This is a genomic window from Sphingobacterium sp. NPDC055431 (genome assembly GCF_053644255.1).
The window spans coordinates 145379-163014 of sequence record NZ_JBSHLH010000008.1 but is presented as its reverse complement, the minus strand read 5'-3'; the positions used below and the strand labels follow the sequence as shown (position 1 = coordinate 163014).

The window sequence follows — 17636 nt, the reverse complement described above, 5'->3', positions numbered from 1 at the left end:
AATATAATTTTAAATAATTGACTCTATCTATGAGAATTTTACAAAAAATAATCTACTTGTTTGGTAGATTATTGATAATTTTGGAAATCATAATTCACAAAATGAAGAAATTAATATTTTTAATAGCATTTATACCGAGTCTTTTGTTCGCACAAACCAAGGAAGAACTCATTGCACAAGTAAAGGCAAATCCCAAGGAGGTAAGCTCAATCCGTCTAATCCAAAGAGTGGGTGGCTATTTCCCAGAATACCAGGAATTGGCCGATCTATTCAAGACGTTGGATAAAAAAGTCAAGAAATCCACCGAAGGTAAAATCTTTGATCGCTATTTGGACGCCCTTAAGAATACCCTGCCTGGCAAAAAATCGCCAAGCATCACCCAATTTGATTTAGCAGGTGAACCATATTCCCTATCGGATCTGAAAGGTAAATATGTACTCATTGATTTTTGGGCTTCCTGGTGTCCTCCCTGCCGTGAAGAAAACCCTAAGTTGGTCAAGACTTATGCTGAATTCAAGGATAAAAACTTCGAAATCTTAGGAGTATCATTTGACAAGGAATTTGAACCTTGGGCAAAAGCAGTAAAAGATGACAACCTGACTTGGAAGCATGTTTCCGATCTTCAGGGCTGGAACAACTCAGCAAGTCTAGCTTATGGCGTGAAAGCCATTCCGCAAAATATCTTGGTGGATCCTGAAGGAAAAGTTGTAGCACGAAACCTGCATGGCGACGAACTCAACAATAAGCTCAGGGAGATCCTGAAATAATAAAAAAGGATTCAAGTTATGGCTTGAATCCTTTTTTTATGTCTTAATTATTGTTTTAGTCTAACTTATACGCCACAACGCTATTGTTCAAGAAGGTTGGAACATACAAGATTTTCTCTTTTTGGTTGTATCCTAAATCCGCAGTTTTCATCTTATCCCTTACATCTAATAGTTCAGTTACAGTTCCGTTTGCTGCGATATGATAGATTAATCCTCCCCAACAAGTCACCAAATAACTGCCATCACCAACAGGCTCTAATCCATCACCACCCAATTGCAATCCTTTAGCCACAACAGTATGATTTTTATTGGCGTCAATTTTCCATAATTCAGGACCTGCCATCGCATACAACACACCATCAATAACACGTAGGCCATTGACATCCTTTACATCTTTCATGAAAAGAGATGGTTTATTATTATGGATCAGGTGAATCTCTCCTTTCCTGGTATCAGAGACATAGACCTTTCCATTGTTGTCCACAGTGACATCATTCAAGAATTGTGCATCAGGGATCTTAATTTGGTTGATGACATTACCGGTAATCATGTCGATCACCACGACTTCATCAATATCAGCAACATAAAGCAAGTCTTTATGCATGGCCAAACCTTTAGGAGCATTCAGTCCTTGCACCCAAGTCGCATCCTTTAGACTTCCGTCCAAATTCAAAATGGCCACTCCGCCCTTTCCATCCTTTGCAACGCCATCTCCGTCTATCAATGACACGTACAAAGCCGATTTCTCTGGCGAATATAAAACCGATTCTGGGGTAGGAAGCTGTTCCTTAGACTCCCAAAGTTGAGTCAATTTCGTCTGACTAAAGCCCAGTTGTGAGCAAAAGACTATCAATGTAATTAATAAGGTAGTTTTCATATTCAATGCTTGTGTTTATCCTTTTATTATAAATATAACATTTTTAATAGCTTTTTGTTAGCTTTTTGCGCAGAATTACTTATTTTCAAGCTCTGTCAATTCTAAACTTAAAATCTAACAATCATAGCGTATGAAACCATTCTTGGATGAAAATTTTCTTTTGCAAAGCCGAGTGGCAGAAGAGCTTTACCATGACTATGCAAAAGAACTACCTATTATAGATTATCATAATCACTTACCACCTAACGAGGTGGCTGCCAATAAACAATTTTCAAATATCACTGAAATTTGGTTACATGGCGACCATTACAAATGGAGAGCCATGCGCGCAAATGGGGTCGATGAAAAATTTATTACAGGTGCCGCAAGTGACCAAGAAAAGTTTCAAAAATGGGCCGAAACAGTCCCTTATACCTTAAGAAACCCATTATACCATTGGACCCATCTCGAATTGCAACGCTATTTTGGCATTCATGACCTCCTATCTGCCGACAATGCTGATGCCGTTTTCGAAAAAGCCAACCAAGATTTGGCACAACCCAATATGTCGGTCCATGGGTTATTGGAACAGATGAAAGTGGAAACCATCTGTACCACAGATGACCCTATCGACTCGCTGGAGTTCCATCAGGCTTATGCCAAGAACCCAGGTAAATTTGATATGTTCCCCGCTTTTCGACCTGATAAGGCTATGAGTCCGGAGAACAAAGAAGCTTTCAACCAATATGTAAACCGACTAGGAGAGGTAGCCAATAGCGATATCAACAATCTGCAAGATTACCTCGATGCCCTAAAATCCCGACATGATTTCTTTGCCCAGAACGGCTGTTGTGTTTCTGACCATGGCTTGAGTCACCTATATGCAGAAGATTTCACAGAGGCGGAAATCTCCAACATCTTCACTAAGGTTAGACAGGGGAATGATTTGACGCTAGAGGAAATCAATAAATTTAAATCCGCATTATTGCTTCATTTTGCAGAATGGGACAATGAAAAGAATTGGGTTCAGCAATTTCATGTAGGGGCTTTCCGTAACACAAATTCCGGCTCCTTGAAAAAACTGGGACCTGATACCGGATTTGATAGTATCGGCGACTATTCCCAAGGTTTGGGCTTGGTAAAATTCTTAGACCGCTTGGCTGCGAAAGAAAAATTGGGTAAAACAATCCTATACAATCTGAATGCATCCGACAATGACCTGTTTGCCGCAATGTGTGGCAATTTCAATGATGGAACTACAGCTGGCAAGATACAATATGGTTCAGCATGGTGGTACCATGACCAAAAAGACGGGATGACAAAACAGATCAACAGTCTTTCAAACATTGGGTTGATCAGCCGATTTGTAGGGATGTTGACCGACTCCCGTAGTTTCCTGTCATTCCCAAGACATGAATATTTTAGAAGGTTACTCTGCAATATTTTCGCAGAGGATATCGTCAATGGTGAATTACCGCATGATATGAAGTGGATTGGCAAGATCGTACAGGACATCTGTTATTACAATGCCAAAGCCTATTTCCCTTTCAAGAAACAAGGTTAGATCAAGATTTTTCCAGATTCAACCATTTTGGAACAGGTGGAGCTTCATAGGCCTCCATTTGTTCCAACAAGTCTTCGATCTTGTCCGAATACATGATCATCCTTTGGTTTTCCTCTTTCAACAGCCCCGTATCAACCATATGTTGGATAAATGCAATCAAATGATCATAAAAACCATCTACATTCAGGATCCCGATAGGTTTTTTATGCAGGCCCAATTGACCCCAGGTCGTCATTTCAAACAACTCCTCCATTGTTCCAAAACCACCGGGAAGCGCAATGACCGCATCACATAAGGCATTCATCTTCGCCTTCCTCTCATGCATGGTATCCACTTCGATCAACTGCGTAATCTCACTATGACCAATCTCCTTACTGTTCAAAAACTGAGGAATTACCCCTATAACCTGACCTCCGTTTTCCATGACCGCATCTGCAACCGCTCCCATCAAGCCAACTCTACCTCCACCATAAACTAAGGTTATCCCACGGTCCACAAAAACTTTCCCAACTTCCTCTGCAGCTTTCACAAAAGTCCCATCAAAGCCAGGACTCGAAGCACAAAAAACAACGATTTGATTTAGTTTCATGAAACAAATTTAGTATTTAGTAGCTAGTATTTAGTATTAAGACTGTTTTTCAGAGTAGTATTTAGTGTCTAGTATTTAGTAGTTAGTATTTAGTAGTTAGTATTTAGTATTTAGATTGATTTTCTTGCGTATTAAGTTGGAGTTGGGTTAGTAGCCCCAGGTCTAAATACTAAATACTTAATACTAAATACTACCAAAAAAAACCAAGGCCCCAGACTGGGAGTCTAGGACCTCATTAACTAAACATTGAAACAAAGTTCTTTATTAGTTGCCTACTCTGTCTTTTTCCTCGTTTCTCGAGTCGCTTTTTCGGATCTGTTGTTTTAGGTTTCCGAATTTGTAAGTGAAAGTAAGGCGTACTGTTTGATTGTCATGGTACTGACGGATCCTCGATTGAAACTCGTGGAAGTCAGTAGACAAGTTATTTCTATTGCTACGGAACACGTCGGTTACAGCCAGTTTCAATGAGCTTTTCTGGTCTTTGAAGTTATAGTTAGCCCCGATATCTCCTGAAACCCTTCCATGTATCTTAAACAAGTTGTATACAAAAGGTGTATTTCCGTTGATGGATGCTTCTAATGACCACTGTGGATTCAACTTGAAGCTATTGAAACTGTTTGCCTGTACGAAGAACGATCCATTATCCACCTCATGTCCTGCAATCGGACCCTTAAAGTGCATATAGATACCGGTAATATTGTTGTTCATGGTCCAGATCTTGCCAATTCTGAATGGCAGGTTCAAGTTTAAATAAGAAGTCAAGGATTTACCAAGGTTCTCCCTGGTTACCCAGGTTGTATTCGTAACGGAATCCTGCCCCATACTTTCAACCATCGCATCATTGGTTATATCGGTACCCAAAGTAAAGTTGAACATCTTCATCAAGGTATAGTTCAATGTAAATCCATGCGTATATTGCGGATTGATATAAGGGTTACCCTGTTGATAGGTCAATTTATCAATATAATACCTGAACGGATTCAAGAAACGATAATTTGGACGTGTGATCTTCTTGGCATAGCCTAAAGAAAAAATATGATTCTCACTTAGGTTATAACCGATATTTGCAGATGGGAAAAAGTCCAGATAATCACGCTTTACCCGATCATTATTGGTCACTGAATTACCATCAGAAATGGTGTATTCTGCACGCAGACCAACCTTCGCAGTCCATTTTCCAAAAGGTCGGCTATAATCTAAGTATCCAGCAGAGATTTGCTCTGTATAGATAAAGTGGTTAGACTTATTGGCTACATTTTCCCAAGTATCCCCATTCAATTGATCGAAAACCATATTGTTGTCGGATTTCACATTACTGTATTTCACACCGGCCTCTAGACTTCCTTTTTTGAATGGTTTTACGTAATCCAATTTACCCACATAGATATCGATATCCGTTGGCATATTGCTTCGCTCACGCTCCTCTGGTTTATAAAGTTCACCATCCAATTTCTCAGTCCTATAGGTATAGTTCATGTTCGAACGGTTTTCAAAGGTGCTCCAGTCAAGATCTAAAGTCAATTTCTGACCCAGTGTATCCATCTTGAATTCGTTATTGAAGTTTAAGGACATCCTATCCAAACTCATCTTATTGAAGGATGGCGATCTCAAAACCGAGTCAATACTTGTCGGTGTAAAGCCGATATCAGTTCTACTCCTGTTTTCAGAATCTTCTGCATATCTGTTTCCAGATAACTGAAGCATCATGGTATTGCGGTCAGAAGTCTTCTGCTCAATACCTAACCTATAGTTATGGTTGTTGTTGTCCTCGATCATCGATGCATTTTGATCGAAAAATGTGGTTTTGTTACCACCGCTGATCTCACGCATGATCTGGATTTCATTCTCCTCTTTATTATTGGTATACGCATAGGAACCAAATAAAGTGGTATTGTTCTTTTTATAGTTCAGGTTCAACGAGCTATTCCCTCTGAAATGCTTACCATGTGCCGCACTCGCCACAAATGATCCATTGAAACCTTCGGTCCTGTTCTTTTTCAGCACGATATTGATGGTACCTACCGCACCTTCTGCATCGTCTTTAGCAGACCTTGTCGTAGTCACCTCTACACTCTTGATCTGACCGGCATCGGTTGACTTTAAGAAGTTTGTCAATTGCTCTCCGGTCATAAAGGTCTGTCTGCCATCAATAGTGACATTCACCCCCTGCTGCCCCATCAATTGCAGATTATCATCCTTATCCACACTTACCCCAGGCGCACGCTTTACAACTTCCAAGGCATTGTTACCGGCCGCCAATGTTGAATTCTCTACGTTCAACACTAATTTGCCATTTACATTCTGGACCATTGGTAATTGTCCTTGAACGGTAACTGCCTCAATCGCTTGACTGCTTGTCCCCATCACGATATCTTCAACTTCATAGGTTTTATCGCCTAATTCAAAGACTGCAGATTTGCCCTTGCTGTAGCCTACTGAACTAACTTCGATATAATAGGATCCTTTCGGAGCTTTGATGATGGTATAAACCCCATTCTCATCTGTAACCGCACTTTTGATCAATACATTCGCCGTCGATGACATTAAATATACTGATGCTGAGGCTAATGGTTGTTTGTCCTGGTTCAGGACCCGCCCCTTGATATCTGTATCCTGCGCCTCAGGGCTGGCTATAGCTTTGCTAGCTACTGCCGCCAGAAAGAGGATCAGTATGGTAATTATTCTTCCCATTTTCTTAGGTATTAATGTAATTTTGATTAGTTTTTTTATGTTAGTATTCTATTGCCCCTTATGCGTTATTCTCCTCTGAAGACGATTCTTCTTCCTCAGAGGTTGCTTTCTTATCTTCTTTTTTTGTCTTTTCTAATTCTTCCTCCGCTTCCTTCTTCAACTCTTCTGCTTCCTTGGCTTTCTCCTCCTCTAATTTTAAGATGCATTTCAAGCCATTTTTCGTCATGATCCACTCAGAAAATTTAGATTCTTCTTTTCCGTGACATTCATTTGCCCATATATCGCGTACTTTCCACTCCATATTCTTGTTCAATAGAACTTTAGTTCCAACTGGCAAGTAAAGGTTCATTCTCACATGCTGATCACGGATCAATTGTTTGTCTTCCAGTGCAAAATGACTATCGAACATTAAGTTCTCTGCATTTTGGTTGACCCTATAAGAAATCTTGGAAGCTCTAGCCGATGCTGCTGCATAGGAAGATCCTTTTGCGATATAGTTATATTGTATATATGGTGTCTTCAAGGAGTCAATCGACTCAATGTGGACAGAAATATCATTACGCAAGTAATTACCGATCAACATCCCTCCTTTGTCCGGATTGATTTTATTCTTGCTAAAGTCCTCATCGGAAGCTTTGATGACGCGAACATCATTCTCTGAAATCACATAGGTGTCTTTTTTGTCCAATGTTTTCTCTACGGAAATGGTGCTCTCTTCCACAAAATCTTGATTGGTCACCACCACGAAGTATAAAATCATGACAATAGATACAATCCAAGCCGCCAATAGGGACATACTTGCATAGTTGTTCATTGGTTTTGTCTTGAAGACAACACGCAATAACAAGAAGAACAGCGCCAATAATGGGATGATGATGGCAAGGGTTCCCGCTAGGATGGCAAACAAGGCTGAAGCAGGGTCTAGCACCTCAAGTGGAGGGAAAAACATTGGGTTTTGGTAGCCCATAATATTCAACACGTTGAATACAAAGAACACAAAGAGACCAATGATGCTCAAGCCTGCCCAGATCAATACTAACACAGCTAAGATTTTTCCAATGACCGAGAAAAAAGATCCTAAAGAGTCTCCAACCGAACGAGCTCCTCGACTAATATGCTCGCCGGCTCCCGAAAAATTTTCGCGAACTCCTTTCATTTCTTCATCGAAAGACTTCTTGAAATTGTGCAGGTTGGCCTGTTCACCACGCATCGCCAATTTATCGGCACGTGTCACTGCCTTCGGCATTACTGCCCAAAGCACGAAGTACAATAGCACTCCTGATCCACCGAATAAGAAGAACAAAATAAAGATGATCCTTACCCACTTCGCTTCAATATTGAAATAATGCGATAATCCACTACAAACCCCGCTCAGCACCTTGTCGTCCATGTCACGCATTAACTTCTTCGAAGTCAAGTATTCTGTGAAACTAGGATCAGCTGCTTGCTCATGTCCTGGCTCTTGTTCAGCTTGTTGCTCAGATTGGAAGTTGCCCGCAGGATCAGCCTGATCTGCAAAAGCAGCTCTAGGTTCGTTTTCTACGCGTGGCTCATCGCCGATTTCAGACTCAAAGTCACTTACCCTTCCCATTTGCGCAATGACCTGATCGACATCCTCACGGTTGATCACTTCCTTGCGACCTGTTTGGATACGTTCAGAAAACATTTCCGCAATACGGTTCTCAATGTCTTCAAGAATCTCTCGGCTATCTTCAGAATTCCCGAAGTGCCTTTTGATTTCGATCATATAGGATCGAAGAATTTCATATGCATCTTCCTCGATATGAAAGACGATACTGTTTATATTGATGATTATAGTTTTGTTCATGGCTGTATTTAGTTAATGGTATAGTTAAATTTCTCTGTTTTCTAAGGATGTCTCCACCGCAAAGACCAATTCTTTCCAAGTAACATCCAATCGTTTCAATACTTCCATCCCCTCGGAAGTAATCTGGTAATATTTTCTTGGTGGACCTGAAGTAGACTCCTTCCAGATGTAACTTAATAGACCGTTATTTTTCAATCTGGTAAGTAATGGATATAGTGTTCCTTCAACCACCAACAATTCAGCTTTTTTTAATTCGCTGATAATGTCTGAGGCATATATTTCTCCCCGAGAAATAATTGAAAGAATACAGTATTCCAGTATTCCTTTCCTCATTTGGGTTTGTGTATTTTCAGCTATCATAACAATACAAAGATATATCCTTTGGATGGTACTTTGCAATACATAGTACTATATTTTTTCATAATAACACCATAATCAATTGATTTACAGCTAAATAATTTTTTATCAAAATATCTAACAGCTTGTTGGAAGACAAAAAAATTGATGCAAAAGCTTTTTAATCTGACATTTAAATACGATTTTTATCAACAATGAATTGGATAATAAACTATGCATGGGCAATTATTTGGGCAATTATAATGATGCTCCTCTTATTGTTGCCCGCGAATGACTTTCCAACGGAAGGTTTTTTTCAAGGATTTGACAAGCTGGTCCATACCGGTAGCTTCTACTTATTGACTACTTTAATCCTTTTTGGAAGAGTGGTTGATACCAAAAGAAGAGCAACAAAAGTTAAAACCTTTATCATCGTTTTCTGTGTGGCCTCTTTCTTCGCTTTCTTTACCGAAGGAGCCCAGATGTATTTTACAGATTCAAGACAAGCTGATTGGTGGGATATTTTCGCTGATTATGTAGGAATTGGAATGGCTCTTTTTAGCTATCTGTTATTATACAACAGAAAGTTTCAATATTCCTGATCCTGAAGCGTCGATGGTCTGGCCCTGCAATAAGCAAGTTTAGGCCCGACCGATGCTGACAATATAAATCTTACAATGGGGAATGTGGTTGATCAATGCTTCCGCAGCAGCCGCCATCGTCGCGCCGGTGGTCAACACATCGTCTACCAAAAGGATATGGCTATCAGCCCATTGCTCTCCATTTTTACAATAAAAGGAATCTGCAACATTGCCGATACGGTCTGATCGGTACATCTTGGTCTGACTTTTTTGATATCTCCCACGATGTAGCAATCGAGTATTGACCGGAACATCCATGCCCAGCGACAAACCCGCTGCAATGCATTCGCTTTGGTTATATCCCCGTTTCAGCAATCTTTTAGGATGGAGCGGAACCGGAACGATCATATCTATCTTAGCAAAGTATGGAGATTCCCGTAAGCTTGTTCCATACTTCGTCCCCAAATATTCCCCCACTTGAGGGTGATTATTATACTTCAGGTTATAGATCAATTTTTCCACAATGGAGCCTGATCGCAAATGCAGCATGCAGGCAGCAAATTCGAACGGAAACTTCCCCTTCAGTAATTGCATGGCTTCATTATTTGAATCCATATGGAATGCCGTATAAGGAAGATGAAATAAACAGGAGGTACAGATAATCTCTTCTTGTGCAATCAAGGCCGCGTTACAACCCATGCACAACTCTGGATAAAATAAATGGAGAAACGAACGCCAGTATTGAAGCATTTCAAGCAGTTAAGAGCTTAAAAATAAATCCCGTTCATTAAAAAATAACTGCAATTAGGTTAAGAATTCATTACACTTTCACTTCTTATCATAAATCAACAGTTAAGAACAATTCAGGTTGTATTTTTGTAGACTAATATAAGAAAGGAAAAACAGATGGAATTAGGAATAGGCATGTTTGGGGACTTGCAAATTGATACTCAAACTGGGAAAATACAAGCGCCGAAACAAAGGCTACAGGAAATAATAGAAGAAATCAAATTGATGGATGAAGTGGGTGTTGATTTCTTTGGAATGGGTGAACACCACCGTGCAGATTACGCCGTTGCGGCACCTGAAATTGTGCTTGCTGCAGCAGCAACCGTGACAAAAAGAATCAAACTGGGATCAGCAGTTTCTGTATTGAGCTCGTCTGACCCTGTCAAACTATACCAGGATTTTGCAACCGTGGACTTGATTTCAAATGGTAGGGCAGAAATCATGGCCGGACGTGGGTCTTTCATTGAATCATTCCCACTTTTTGGATATGACTTAAAAGACTACAGCACACTATTTGAAGAAAAACTGGACCTTCTGCTTCGTATCAACAATTCACAGACCGTCAACTGGACTGGTAAACACCGTGCTAGCTTGATCAATCAAAGCATCTACCCAAGAGCGGTCAATGATAAATTACCGATTTGGATTGCAGTGGGCGGTACGACCGAATCCGTAATCCGCGCAGGTAGATTGGGCCTACCGGTCATGTTTGCCATTATTGGCGGCTCGCCGATCAATTTCAAACCTCTATTTGAAATCTATGAACAAGCTTACCAAGATAATGGTCACGACATGAGCAAATACCAAGTCGGAGTGCATATGCACTCCTTCTTCGGAGAAAATTCCAAAGAAATCGCTGATTGGTATTATCCATATTATTCTGCACAGATGAACCGAATCGGAGCATCAAGAGGATGGCCTCCATACCAAAGAACACAATATGACTATGGACGTTCAAACCATGGGCACCTTATCGTGGCCGATGTCAATGAATCCGTAGACAAAATCTTGCAGATCCAAGAAACCTTTGGATTGACCAGGTTCTCTGCACATACAGATGTGGGTAGCCCAGATCACAGTAAAATGATGAAAGCCATTGAAATTTACGGAAACCAAATCATTCCAAAAGTGAAAGCTGCATTGAAATAAACTATTGTTAAAACAAATAAAAAAAGGGCCATGGCCCTTTTTTTATTTGTTTCAATTTATGGAATTTCCAAAATTCCTGCATCACCCTATAAACTTACAATATGAAAAGAAATTATTTTTGGCTCCTCGTTATGCTACTAGCAATGGGAGCATGCTCAAATAAACAGAATGAATCTCAAGCTAACGCTGCGAATGTAGAAATTGTAACCCTTGAAGATAACATACCTGCTCCAGAAGCCAGAATGTTGAAAGGCACTTCCGCTGATAGAAATGAAGCCCCACAAAATGAGCCGCTTCAGAATCAACAAAATTCAAAAGCCAAGATCATCCGTACAGGGAACATATCACTAGAATCCAAAAAAATTGAGCAAAGTAAAGCCAGTCTGGATGCGCTGTTAAAAAAACACAATGCTTATTACGAACAAGAAATCACGAATAACAACAATGATTTCACCTCCTATAACCTCAGCATCCGTGTCCCAGCAAATGCCTTTGACCATTTCTTGAATGAACTGGAAAATGGAGAGGATAAAGTAACCGAGAAAAACATCAGTGCAAGAGATGTTTCTATTGAATATTATGATATAGAGTCAAGGCTTAAAAGCAAAAGAGCATTCCTTGAACGCTATCAGAATATGGTCAGCAGTGCGAAAAATGTAAAGGACCTACTTGAAATCCAAGAACAGATCCGACAATTGCAGGAAGATATTGAGAGTAGTGAAGCGACCATGCGAAATCTGAGCAATCAGGTAAACTATAGCACAATTACCATCAATCTTTTCGAATACCAAGCTAATCTCCCAATGGGCAGTAATTCCTTTTGGGTAAAAATCAAGGATTCATTGGTTTTTGGCTGGAATATGATCCAGACCATAGCTTTAGGCATCATCAGCTTATGGCCAGTGTGGACAATTGTTATCCTCGTGTTGTGGGCAATCCAGAGAATCAGAAAAAACAGGAAAGCAAAGAAGATTAATTCTCAAGAATAATTGAGCTACAATCCTTCCTGTCCATGATCAGGAAACTTGCAGAAAAAGCTTTTTGGCGGATATAGGAACCGAGATCCAGATCCTGCTGCGAAATGGGAATGATCCTTTGGATATTTCTCCTCTCCAAAAATACCAAAAAGGCTTTTTCTGCATTTACACTGCTTAAATACCCCGGAATAACCAGACCAGTTTCTTCTTTGATCTGATCACTGTAATGATAGGGAGCCAAGATCATCAAGGTGTCCCAAGGAAAACAGTTCATCTGCTGGAAATCAATCTTCCCTTCGGATACACTCCGCCTAAATTCTTTCTTAAAATCTCGAATACAAAAATTGGTTCTCACCTGCTTACAAGACAGAATAAAGATGGGCAGCATGCACATCAAAATCCTGATTACCTTTCCTTTATCCATCAGCCAATGATTATATGCCCAATAATAAATATTCGGAAAGAAATTTAACGAAGCAAAGAAAAGAGATAACAAATTGATAATGATAATTTATTGCATAACACCTTGATTGGCTCTACAAGAATATTATTACTTCTAGCTTATAATTTTTGATGTATCTTTGTAACGTGGAAAAAGCAGTAAAAACGGTAGATATCAGGAGCTTGAGTTTAGCTCAATTAAAGGATGCACTTGTTGAAATGGGTGAACAGGGTTTTCGTGCCAAGCAGATTTACGAATGGCTATGGCAAAAATCCTGTACTGATTTCGATGAAATGAGCAACCTGAGCAAGTCATTGCGCGAAACCCTGAAGGCCAATTTTACCATCAACGCCGTTAAGGTAAAACAATCCCAGATCAGCTCGGATAAAACCATAAAAAGTACATTCAGCTTATACGACAACAACGTAATTGAAGGAGTCTTGATTCCTGCAGACGACCGCATGACGGCCTGTGTGAGTTCTCAGGTGGGCTGTAGCTTGACTTGCAAATTCTGTGCTACCGGTTATATGGACCGTAAGCGAAACTTGAATGCCGATGAGATCTATGATCAGGTCGTATTGATCGCAAAACAGGCGGAAGAAAAATATGGACATCCATTGACCAATATCGTCTATATGGGCATGGGTGAACCTTTGTTGAACTACAGCAACATGATGAAATCGGTGGATCGCATCACTTCCCCAGATGGTCTGAACATGGCGGCGAAACGAATTACAGTTTCCACTGCCGGAATCGCCAAAATGATCAAGAAATTAGGGGACGATGAAGTTCGCTTTAATCTTGCACTTTCACTGCACGCGGCAAACGATGACAAAAGGAATGAAATCATGCCGATCAATGAACAGAACTCATTGGCAGCACTGGCTGAGGCATTGAAATATTTCTATGCTAAAACAAAGAGCCCGATTACTTTCGAATACATTGTTTTCCATAATTTCAATGATGAACTACAGGATGCCAAAGAGTTGGCAAAATTCTGCAAGAATGTACCTTGCAAGGTCAATATCATCGAATATAACCCAATTGCTTTGGCAGATTTCGTGAATGCAGAAGCGGATAAGATCGATCAGTTTGCCACTTACTTACGTAGCCAAGGCGTGATCACCAATGTGCGCAGAAGTAGAGGAAAAGATATCGATGCGGCCTGTGGTCAATTGGCCATCAAGGATAAAGATAAAGAAGTCATCGAGGCATAAAAATAGAAAAAGGCATTTCGAAAGAAATGCCTTTTTTAATATCCTTATTATCCGTGGATCTGTTCTTTCTTACCGTAGGATTGGATAAGATTTCCTTCAAACTCCAACCATTCTTTCCAACGCTTATCTACATCCACATCTTTTGTGTATTTCTTGGCAAAATTCAGGAAGGTGGTGTAATGGTTCGCTTCCGAAACCATAAGATCATGATAGAACTTCGCCAGATCCTGATCCTTGATATTCTTGGACAATACCCTGAATCGTTCACAGCTCCTTGCTTCGATCATCGCAGCGAACAATAGCCTATCGATAAAAGCTTGGTTTCTGGAACCATCTTTCTTGGCAAATTTCATCAACTGCCCAACATAATCATCCTTTCTTTCGCGACCTAGTTCATAACCACGCTCCTTGATGATATCGATCACCATCTTGAAATGCTCCATCTCTTCAATGGCTATGGCAGTCAGCTCATGCACCAGATCCTCAAGTTCAGAATTCTGGGTAATCAATGAAATGGCATTCGAAGCTGCCTTCTGTTCACACCAGGCATGATCCGTCAAGATCTCTTCCAAATTAGATTCCGCGATATTGGCCCATCTTGGGTCTGTCAAAAGTTTTAGTCCTAACATAGCATTGAAAATTTCCACAAAGGTAATGAAAACAAAATCATCCCCCTAAATACATGAAATAATGCTAATTTGCAGCATGGGAAAAAGAATGTTTATCATCGGTTTGGTTTGGCCTGAACCGACCTCCTCTGCGGCAGGTTGGCGAATGCTGCAGCTCATCGATCTATTTAATTCCCAAGGATTTGAAATCACCTTTGCCTCAGCCGCCAGTAAATCTGAACATAGCTTCCCCTTAGAAGCCAAAGCTGTAGCTGAGGTTGAGATCAAACTGAACGACTCCTCCTTTGATGAATTTATCAAAGATCTAAATCCAGACTTTGTACTTTTCGACCGTTTCATGATCGAAGAGCAATATAGCTGGCGGGTTGCGCAGGCCTGTCCTCAGGCTATACGCATTTTGGACACCGAAGACCTGCATTTCGTTAGGCAAGCACGCCAAGAAGCCTATAAAAAAGGATTAGATTTCAACGCTGACATGCTCTATTCCGACCTGGCGAAACGGGAATTGACCGCCATTTACCGCTCGGATCTCAGTTTGATCATATCCGAATATGAAATGGAGCTCCTTCAGGAAGAGTTTGCCATCAATCCACAAATATTAAGCTATTTACCTTTCCAGATCCACCATCAAGAACAGAAACAATTAGGATTTGAGGATCGGGAACATTTTACCTTTATCGGCAATTTCCTCCATGAACCTAACTGGAAAACCGTACAACGCATCAAGGAAATCTGGCCTTCGATCCGAAAGCAATTATCTAAAGCAGAAGTGCATATCTATGGTGCCTATCCCAGCGATAAGGTTTGGCAACTCAACCAGCCAAAGCAAGGCTTCCGTATTATGGGAAGGGCCGAGCATGCAGTAGATACCCTAAAAAAATACCGCATTTTATTGGCTCCAATACCTTTCGGCGCAGGACTGAAAGGCAAATTTATCGATGGCTTGTTCGCTGGGATTCCATCAATCAGTAGCAAGGTCGGCGCAGAAGCCATGTTTAACGGCCATGAATGGCCAGGTGAAATTGCAGATGAAACCGATGAAATTGTTGACAAAGCCGTCTCGCTGTATAAAGACCAGCATGCATGGGAAAGTGCAGCAAATAGATCACAGCAGATTTTAGAATCCTTGATCGATCCAGATTGGGGTAAAGACTTCATAACCGACCTTGAAAAAATCCAACAAGCACCCGATACCCACCGTCGCAAAAACATGATAGGCCAAATTCTCTGGTCCAATCAATTCCTTTCCAGCAAATACCTATCCCAGTGGATTGAAGAAAAGAACAGGAAATAAGAACCGCAGCCGCTCTTTCAACGGGTTTTGAACCAGGATGCCCATCGGCTTCGCTCAGGGTACGGGATGAGAGGATGGACCAAGATCATGGAATGAACCAGGATGCAAAGGATAGGAGGATGGACCAAGATTTGAAAAAGCCACCCCCTCTAGAGGTTGTGCAGCGCAAAAAAATGTCCCTTTCTGTGTCACCCTGACGAAGGAAGGGTCTCGGAATTTTACAGAATTTATCCAAATAAGAAAGCTAAGAATGGTATTGGCGTACAGTTCCTGCACCTTCGGTGCAGCATGACACGCATAGTAGTAGAGAACCGTACAGATTCCTCACTGATCGTTCAGAATAAAAATGCGCTAAAGAGGGATTCAGAGTGAAACGAAGAATCTATTTTTTGTTTTTTTAGGATCGCCGTCATTTCGAAATCGTAAGATGAGAAAACTATTTCAAATGAAGTTTGGATAGTTCCGAGACCCTTCGGGGAGCCCTCAGGGTGACACAAAAAGGGTATAGAAAAATATTCCACCCCGCTAGGGGTTAGCCGGTTTAAACTATCAATTTCTATAAAGATGCCACCCCCTCTGGGGGTTGTATAGCGCAAAAAAATGTCCCTTTCTGTGTCACCCTGACGAAGGAAGGGTCTCGGAATTTTACAGAATTTATCCAAATAAGAAAGCTAAGAATGGTATTGGCGTACAGTTCCTGCACCTTCGGTGCAGCATGACACGCATAGTAGTAGAGAACCGTACAGATTCCTCACTGATCGTTCAGAATAAAAATGCGCTAAAGAGGGATTCAGAGTGAAACGAAGAATCTATTTTTTGTTTTTTTAGGATCGCCGTCATTTCGAAATCGTAAGATGAGAAAACTATTTCAAATGAAGTTTGGATAGTTCCGAGACCCTTCGGGGAGCCCTCAAGGTGACACAAAAAGGGTATAGAAAAATATTCCACCCCGCTAGGGGTTTTCTACAAACATTTCACCTTCCGAAGGAAGCTCTTTGTCCCCGGCTCATTTCCAATGGCGGAAAAATGGAAAGAATGCCGTTGGCCTGTGCGATGGGTTTGGCCTTGGATGCTTTCAAGAAATTCTCCCATCAAAAGGGAGAATTTTGAAGAACGGCATCCTCGACATCAAGGCATTCTTTTCATGTGTGATGGATGGTGCGAAAAGCCATCTTAAATGAGCCGAAGCCTTTTGGTTACTTTTGGGCTTCAAAAGTAACGAAGAAAACCATTTGGCTAGCCCTAAAATCAAAAAAGGCACACCCGTAAAACGCATGTGCCAGTTCTCAAAATTAAGTTTAACCTAACGTCTCGTAAATACTATTGTTCTAGTTGTTGTACCAGATACATTAACACCAGTGAATTTCTTGATTGAACCAATCAAGCTCTCTTGGATTTGATAAGTTACCCCATCAAAAACCAACGTTTTCTTTTCTGGCATTGAATAAGGGATTGCAGGAGCAAAATTTGCATCCTTCAGCATAATGTATGCGTTGTTGTTTGCCCTGAATTCGATGTATTGTGTTTCATCGTCACCTACCAAGGTATCTACCTCTGGTTCTTTACCCTCTTCTTTGGTCGTTTCCACTACAGAAAACCACTTGTTTGCACGAAGTAAATTCAATGCAGTATCACGTTCAGCATAGTTTAACGTCTCCTTGCTACAAGAAGCCAATCCTATTGCCATTAACCCCAAAATCATTAACTTTTTCATAATGCTTGTAAAATAGTTTCTATATAAATTTTCAATTTACTCCTCGGGCATACTTCCAATCATTATGCCAAGAACTGTTAAGAAAATGAATGAAGCCTTTGTAATAGAATAACATTCTATCGATTTTATGCTCATAACCAAGAGTTAAGGCTGAAAATTGGATAAAAAAAACACCTTTGAAAAATATTACCAAAGGTGTATCCATCGCTATTG

The 17636-nt window shown here is 40.6% G+C and carries 16 protein-coding genes; 7 read left to right on the top strand and 9 right to left on the bottom strand.

Annotated elements, in window-relative coordinates:
* The first annotated feature begins 101 nt into the window (after positions 1–101).
* Entirely contained in the window at positions 102–767 is a 666-nt protein-coding gene (locus ACWIB3_RS09740) for a TlpA family protein disulfide reductase (protein ID WP_185212886.1), read from the top strand.
* A 55-nt stretch (positions 768–822) separates the two neighbouring features.
* Here the strand turns inward: ACWIB3_RS09740 and ACWIB3_RS09735 are convergent, their stop codons facing one another.
* Positions 823–1644, bottom strand: a complete 822-nt coding sequence (locus ACWIB3_RS09735) for an SMP-30/gluconolactonase/LRE family protein (protein WP_185212885.1) — start codon at positions 1642–1644, stop codon at positions 823–825.
* A gap of 130 nt (positions 1645–1774) precedes the next feature.
* On the opposite strand from ACWIB3_RS09735, the gene uxaC reads away from it, so the two are divergent.
* Positions 1775–3187, top strand: coding sequence for a glucuronate isomerase (gene uxaC / locus ACWIB3_RS09730; protein WP_454291482.1), 1413 nt, complete (start codon positions 1775–1777; stop codon positions 3185–3187).
* 1 nt (position 3188) lies between these two features.
* Here uxaC and ACWIB3_RS09725 read toward each other — a convergent pair whose 3' ends face one another.
* The 4 genes from ACWIB3_RS09725 to ACWIB3_RS09710 all read right to left on the bottom strand — a co-directional run bounded on the left by ACWIB3_RS09725 (position 3189) and on the right by ACWIB3_RS09710 (position 8655).
* On the bottom strand, positions 3189–3776 hold the full coding sequence (locus ACWIB3_RS09725; RefSeq protein ID WP_454291481.1) for an LOG family protein: 588 nt from the start codon (positions 3774–3776) through the stop codon (positions 3189–3191).
* 264 nt (positions 3777–4040) lie between these two features.
* Positions 4041–6467, bottom strand: coding sequence for a TonB-dependent receptor domain-containing protein (locus ACWIB3_RS09720; RefSeq protein ID WP_185212882.1), 2427 nt, complete (start codon positions 6465–6467; stop codon positions 4041–4043).
* A 58-nt stretch (positions 6468–6525) separates the two neighbouring features.
* Entirely contained in the window at positions 6526–8295 is a 1770-nt protein-coding gene (locus ACWIB3_RS09715) for a PspC domain-containing protein (protein WP_313262381.1), read from the bottom strand.
* A 24-nt stretch (positions 8296–8319) separates the two neighbouring features.
* Positions 8320–8655 (bottom strand): PadR family transcriptional regulator, encoded by a 336-nt coding sequence (locus tag ACWIB3_RS09710; RefSeq protein WP_185212880.1) that lies wholly within the window; start codon positions 8653–8655, stop codon positions 8320–8322.
* 191 nt (positions 8656–8846) lie between these two features.
* Here ACWIB3_RS09710 and ACWIB3_RS09705 point away from each other — a divergent pair, with 191 nt between their 5' ends.
* The gene (locus tag ACWIB3_RS09705; RefSeq protein ID WP_185212879.1) at positions 8847–9233 is read left to right on the top strand and encodes a VanZ family protein; all 387 of its coding nucleotides are present in this window, start codon (positions 8847–8849) and stop codon (positions 9231–9233) included.
* A gap of 39 nt (positions 9234–9272) precedes the next feature.
* On the opposite strand, the gene ACWIB3_RS09700 is transcribed toward ACWIB3_RS09705, so the two are convergent.
* Positions 9273–9911: a ComF family protein gene (locus tag ACWIB3_RS09700; RefSeq protein ID WP_185215766.1), complete on the bottom strand. Its 639-nt coding sequence runs from the start codon at positions 9909–9911 to the stop codon at positions 9273–9275.
* Between the two features lie 207 nt (positions 9912–10118).
* Between ACWIB3_RS09700 and ACWIB3_RS09695 the strand changes: the two genes are divergently transcribed.
* A complete protein-coding gene (locus ACWIB3_RS09695; RefSeq protein ID WP_313262378.1) occupies positions 10119–11150 on the top strand; it encodes an LLM class flavin-dependent oxidoreductase in 1032 nt (343 codons plus the stop codon).
* Between the two features lie 101 nt (positions 11151–11251).
* Positions 11252–12139, top strand: coding sequence for a DUF4349 domain-containing protein (locus ACWIB3_RS09690; protein WP_313262376.1), 888 nt, complete (start codon positions 11252–11254; stop codon positions 12137–12139).
* Here ACWIB3_RS09690 and ACWIB3_RS09685 read toward each other — a convergent pair.
* Positions 12123–12551, bottom strand: coding sequence for a hypothetical protein (locus ACWIB3_RS09685; protein ID WP_313262374.1), 429 nt, complete (start codon positions 12549–12551; stop codon positions 12123–12125). The two genes, ACWIB3_RS09690 and ACWIB3_RS09685, sit on opposite strands and share 17 nt — an antisense overlap.
* A gap of 149 nt (positions 12552–12700) precedes the next feature.
* Here ACWIB3_RS09685 and rlmN point away from each other — a divergent pair, with 149 nt between their 5' ends.
* On the top strand, positions 12701–13786 hold the full coding sequence (rlmN, locus tag ACWIB3_RS09680) for a 23S rRNA (adenine(2503)-C(2))-methyltransferase RlmN (protein WP_454291485.1): 1086 nt from the start codon (positions 12701–12703) through the stop codon (positions 13784–13786).
* A 47-nt stretch (positions 13787–13833) separates the two neighbouring features.
* Here the strand turns inward: rlmN and miaE are convergent, their stop codons facing one another.
* Positions 13834–14415, bottom strand: coding sequence for a tRNA-(ms[2]io[6]A)-hydroxylase (gene miaE / locus ACWIB3_RS09675; protein ID WP_093100108.1), 582 nt, complete (start codon positions 14413–14415; stop codon positions 13834–13836).
* Between the two features lie 76 nt (positions 14416–14491).
* Between miaE and ACWIB3_RS09670 the strand changes: the two genes are divergently transcribed.
* A complete protein-coding gene (locus ACWIB3_RS09670) occupies positions 14492–15709 on the top strand; it encodes a glycosyltransferase (protein WP_313262373.1) in 1218 nt (405 codons plus the stop codon).
* A gap of 1303 nt (positions 15710–17012) precedes the next feature.
* Here ACWIB3_RS09670 and ACWIB3_RS09665 read toward each other — a convergent pair.
* A complete protein-coding gene (locus ACWIB3_RS09665) occupies positions 17013–17423 on the bottom strand; it encodes a hypothetical protein (protein WP_185215761.1) in 411 nt (136 codons plus the stop codon).
* Positions 17424–17636: the final 213 nt, after the last annotated feature.

Excerpts from the sequence above, each read along its gene's own strand:
- ACWIB3_RS09665 (WP_185215761.1), bottom strand. The coding sequence starts at position 17,423 with ATGAAAAAGTTAATGATTTTGGGGTTAATGGCAATAGGATTGGCTTCT.
- ACWIB3_RS09685 (WP_313262374.1), bottom strand. The coding sequence starts at position 12,551 with ATGGATAAAGGAAAGGTAATCAGGATTTTGATGTGCATGCTGCCCATC.
- ACWIB3_RS09695 (WP_313262378.1), top strand. The coding sequence starts at position 10,119 with ATGGAATTAGGAATAGGCATGTTTGGGGACTTGCAAATTGATACTCAA.
- ACWIB3_RS09725 (WP_454291481.1), bottom strand. The coding sequence starts at position 3,776 with ATGAAACTAAATCAAATCGTTGTTTTTTGTGCTTCGAGTCCTGGCTTT.
- miaE (WP_093100108.1), bottom strand. The coding sequence starts at position 14,415 with ATGTTAGGACTAAAACTTTTGACAGACCCAAGATGGGCCAATATCGCG.
- ACWIB3_RS09720 (WP_185212882.1), bottom strand. The coding sequence starts at position 6,467 with ATGGGAAGAATAATTACCATACTGATCCTCTTTCTGGCGGCAGTAGCT.
- uxaC (WP_454291482.1), top strand. The coding sequence starts at position 1,775 with ATGAAACCATTCTTGGATGAAAATTTTCTTTTGCAAAGCCGAGTGGCA.
- ACWIB3_RS09705 (WP_185212879.1), top strand. The coding sequence starts at position 8,847 with ATGAATTGGATAATAAACTATGCATGGGCAATTATTTGGGCAATTATA.
- ACWIB3_RS09700 (WP_185215766.1), bottom strand. The coding sequence starts at position 9,911 with ATGGGTTGTAACGCGGCCTTGATTGCACAAGAAGAGATTATCTGTACC.
- rlmN (WP_454291485.1), top strand. The coding sequence starts at position 12,701 with ATGTATCTTTGTAACGTGGAAAAAGCAGTAAAAACGGTAGATATCAGG.
- ACWIB3_RS09735 (WP_185212885.1), bottom strand. The coding sequence starts at position 1,644 with ATGAAAACTACCTTATTAATTACATTGATAGTCTTTTGCTCACAACTG.
- ACWIB3_RS09710 (WP_185212880.1), bottom strand. The coding sequence starts at position 8,655 with ATGATAGCTGAAAATACACAAACCCAAATGAGGAAAGGAATACTGGAA.
- ACWIB3_RS09670 (WP_313262373.1), top strand. The coding sequence starts at position 14,492 with ATGGGAAAAAGAATGTTTATCATCGGTTTGGTTTGGCCTGAACCGACC.
- ACWIB3_RS09690 (WP_313262376.1), top strand. The coding sequence starts at position 11,252 with ATGAAAAGAAATTATTTTTGGCTCCTCGTTATGCTACTAGCAATGGGA.
- ACWIB3_RS09715 (WP_313262381.1), bottom strand. The coding sequence starts at position 8,295 with ATGAACAAAACTATAATCATCAATATAAACAGTATCGTCTTTCATATC.
- ACWIB3_RS09740 (WP_185212886.1), top strand. The coding sequence starts at position 102 with ATGAAGAAATTAATATTTTTAATAGCATTTATACCGAGTCTTTTGTTC.